Here is a 3,792-nt window from a genome sequence, read left to right on the forward strand (position 1 = left end):
GCCGGTGGCGGGACGGCCGGGGTCCGGGGCGCGACCCCCGGTGTCGGGTTACGTTCGAAGAGTATGTTTTTTGGGAGGTCCGCGCACCACGCTCGACCGTATTGACACGGATCGAAGCGCAACGGTTTCACATCTCGGATCATCGATGATCGAGCAGGGTCTTCGATACCCCCGGAACCCCATGGACCGGCTGCCGAGCCCGGCGTCGTCGTCACGTTCGGCCCCGGTGGTCCCGGGCGGGTCCCGGCGCCCGCGCCGCCCACACCGCCTGTACCGCCCCGGCCGCCCGCGCCGACCACCCGGGGTCCGGGGCGGGGACGACCCGCCCCGGACCCCGGGTGTCACCTCACCGCTTCGCCTCAGGCGGCGACCGTCTCCGCCTCCAGTCGGCGCACCGCCAGCTCCGCGTACAGGGCGGCGCCGTCCGCCAGCACCGCGTCGTCGAACGCCGCCAGCGGCGAGTGGTTGCTCGGCGCGGTCTCCGGGTCCCGCCCCGGCAGCGTCGCGCCGAGGAAGGCCATCGCGCCCGGCACCTCCGTGATCACCCGGGAGAAGTCCTCCGCGCCGAGGATCGGGTTCTCCATCGGCTCGTACCGCTCCTCGCCGTGCACCTCGCGCACGGTCTCGGCGATGAAGTCGGCCTCCGCCGCGTCGTTGACCGTCGTCGGGTACTGCTCGACGAACTCGGCGTCCACCTCCAGCCCGTGCGCCGCCGCCACGCCCCGGCACACCGCCGGCAGGCCCTCCCGCAGCCGCTCGAACGCCTCCGACGAGAAGCTCCGCACCGTGGCCCGGAACCGGGCGGTGTCCGGGATGATGTTCGGCAGCGTGCCGGCGTGGAAACTCCCGACGGTCAGCACCACCGGGTCGAAGACGTCGAAGGTGCGACTCAGCCAGGTCTGCAGCGCCGTCACCATCTCGCAGGCGGCCGGGATCGGGTCCTTGGCCCGGTGCGGCGCCGAACCGTGGCCGCCGGCCCCGCGCACCGTCACGTCCAGGACGTTGGAGGCCGCCAGCAGCGGCCCGGTCCGGGTCGCGAAGATCCCGGAGGCGTGTATCGAGGACGACACGTGCAGGGCGTACGCGGCCACCGGCCGGCTGCCGGATGCCTCCAGCACCCCCTCGGCGAGCATGTGCCCGGCGCCGTCCCAGCCCTCCTCGCCCGGTTGGAACATGAAGACCACGTCCCCGGCCAGCCGGTCGCGGTGGGTCGCCAGCAGTCGGGCCGAACCCGCCAGCATGGCGGTGTGCAGGTCGTGGCCGCAGGCGTGCATCAGATCGCCCTCGGCTGCGTACGGCAGGCCGGTGCGCTCGGCCACCGGCAGGGCGTCCATGTCCCCGCGCAACAGCACCGTCGGGCCGGGCCGGGTCCCGCGCAGCACCGCCGTCACCGAACTGAGGCTCTCACCGGTGGAGATCTCCAGCGGCAGACCGTCCAGGGCGGCCAACACCCGTTCCCGGGTGCGGGGCAGGTCCAGGCCCACCTCGGGTATGCGGTGCAGGTCGTGGCGCAGTCGGATCAGGTCGTCGGACAGGGCGCGGGCGTCGTCGCGGAGGTTCACGTGCGGGGCTCCTTCCGGTGGGTGGAGCCGGTGGCGCGGGAACGGGGGGCGCCGCGCCGCCCGGCTCCGGGGGGCCGTGTCGCCCCCCGACCGGGTCGGATCAGCCGCCGGTCGGGCGTGCGGCGGGATCCCGGACCACCGGGGTGAGGATCGTAGCGTTCCCCTCCGGAAGTGTGGAGGCCTTGCCCGCCGCGTCGCTGATTCTGATCAGCAGCGCGACCAACAACCAGTTGGCCACCGTGGACGACCCGCCCTGTGCCAGGAACGGCAGGGCCTTGCCGGTCAGCGGGATCAGTCCGGTCACGCCACCGGCGACCACGAACACCTGCAGCGCCAGCACGGTGCCCAGACCGTAGGCGAGCAGCTTGCCGAACGGATCGCTGACCGTCATCGCGATCTTGAAGGCCCGCCAGATCAGCAGCACGTACAGCAGCAGCACCAGCGTGACCCCGAGCAGGCCCAGTTCCTCGCCCACCGTGGCGAGGATGAAGTCGCTGCGTCCGGCGAAGCCGATCAGGTAGGAGTGGCCCTGCCCCAGGCCGGTGCCGGTCAGGTCGCCGGCGCCGAAGGCGAAGAGCGCCTGCGCGGACTGTTCGGAGATCACCCCCGGTGGGCGCTGGTCCTCCGGGAGGTAGATCGACATCGGGTCCAGCCAGGCCGCCACCCGGGCCTTGACGTGGTACTGGGTGGCGGCCACCGCCACCGCGCCACCGATCGCCATCAATCCGCCCAGAACCACCCAACTGGTGCGTTCGGTGGCGATGTACAGCATGACGATGAAGACACCGAAGAAGATCAGCGAGGTGCCGAGGTCGCGCTGGTAGAACAGCACGACCAGGCTGACCGCCCACACCAGCAGCACCGGGCCGGCGTTGCGGCCGCGCGGCAGGGCCAGCCCCAGCACCCGTCGGCCGACCAGCGCCAGGGCGTCCCGGTTGGCCATCAGATACCCGGCGAAGAAGACGACGATCATCACCTTGACGAACTCGCCCGGCTGCACCGACAGCGGTCCGAGCCGGATCCACCGCTTGGCGCCGAAGGCGTCGGCGCCGAAGAACGCCGGCAGCATCAGCAGGATCATCGCCAGGGCCATGCCGAGGTACACGTACCGCTGCAGCACCCGGTGGTGCCGGATCACCAGCAGCACGCCGACCAGCAGCGCCACCCCGATGACCGTCCAGATCGCCTGGCCGGGGGCGACCGCCACCCCCTGGTAGTGGCCCTCCGGGAAGCGCTCGGCGTACGCCTGGTCGAGCCGGTCCATCAGGACCAGGCCCAGCCCGCACAGCAACACCGTCACCGGCAGGATCAACGGATCGGCGTACCGCGCGAAACGACGCACCACCAAATGGGCGCCGACCGCCAGGGCGCCGAGACCGGCGGTGTAGGCGAGGAGGCCGGAGGGGAGTTCGTCGTGGACGGCCAGGTGGGCGGCGGCGTGGCCGAAGGCGGAGATGACGACGGCGAACAGCACCAGCACCAGTTCGGTGTTCCGGCGGCGCGCGATCCACTGCCGGACCCCGTCGTCCACCGGGCTCGCCCCGCCCGTCGGGTCGGTCGGAGCCGTCGTTCCCGCTCGTCCCGTGGGCCGGTCCCGGAGGGGCCCGGCGGCACCCTCGTCGAGGTCCCCGGGGGGCCCTGGTGTCGAAGCCGCTCTCTCCACGCCCGTCCCTACCCCGGTGCCCCGGTGCTCTCGGCTGGTGCCGTGGGGGCGGTCGCGTGCCGTCCCACGGGTGCCGCGGGCTCTCGCGGCACCGGTGGCAATCTAACAAGCGGGGCCGTCCGGCGGTGCGGGCGAAACCGGTCCGTGACGGGATCGGCGCCGGGGCCGGGGGCCCGGGAGCGGCCCGCCCGCGGGTCACCAGCGGGTGACGCGCACCCGGTGGGCGCCGTCCTCCTCGACATCCAGCACCCGCACCCGCACCCCGATTCGGGGGTCGTGGAAGGTGTCGCCGGGTTGGAAGGCGGCGTCGCTGAGCTCGTGGGCGAGTTGGGGGTCGGCGGGGTCGTGGCAGCCGCCGCTGCCGGGTGTGGCGTCCTCCACCCGCATCGGCCCCTCACCCGTCCGCGCGCCGGTGTCCACCCGGGTGATGACGACGCCGGGGCGGCAGATGGCGTGATCCAGGGCGGAGGGCGCGCGCACCTCCAGGGTGATGACCTGGCGGGGGCCGACGCGCAGGGCGACCAGCCGGGTGTCGGTGTCGGTGTCCGCCGGCGCGCCGGCGGACAC

General features: G+C 73.3%; 2 protein-coding genes and 1 pseudogene. All 3 read right to left on the minus strand.

What is annotated here, in order from left to right; genetic code table 11:
* Positions 1-359: 359 nt before the first annotated feature.
* A complete protein-coding gene (locus FNQ90_RS15565) occupies positions 360-1,562 on the minus strand; it encodes a M20 metallopeptidase family protein (protein ID WP_182606933.1) in 1,203 nt (400 codons plus the stop codon).
* A gap of 100 nt (positions 1,563-1,662) precedes the next feature.
* Positions 1,663-3,093 carry an FtsW/RodA/SpoVE family cell cycle protein gene (locus FNQ90_RS15570; RefSeq protein ID WP_323379987.1) on the minus strand — a complete coding sequence of 477 codons (1,431 nt, stop codon included), beginning with the start codon at positions 3,091-3,093 and terminating at the stop codon, positions 1,663-1,665.
* Between the two features lie 327 nt (positions 3,094-3,420).
* Positions 3,421-3,792, minus strand: a pseudogene (locus FNQ90_RS15575) (M6 family metalloprotease domain-containing protein); the annotation flags it as partial.

It is taken from the genome of Streptomyces alkaliphilus (assembly GCF_014141535.1).
Classification (GTDB): Bacteria; Actinomycetota; Actinomycetes; order Streptomycetales; family Streptomycetaceae; genus Streptomyces; species Streptomyces alkaliphilus.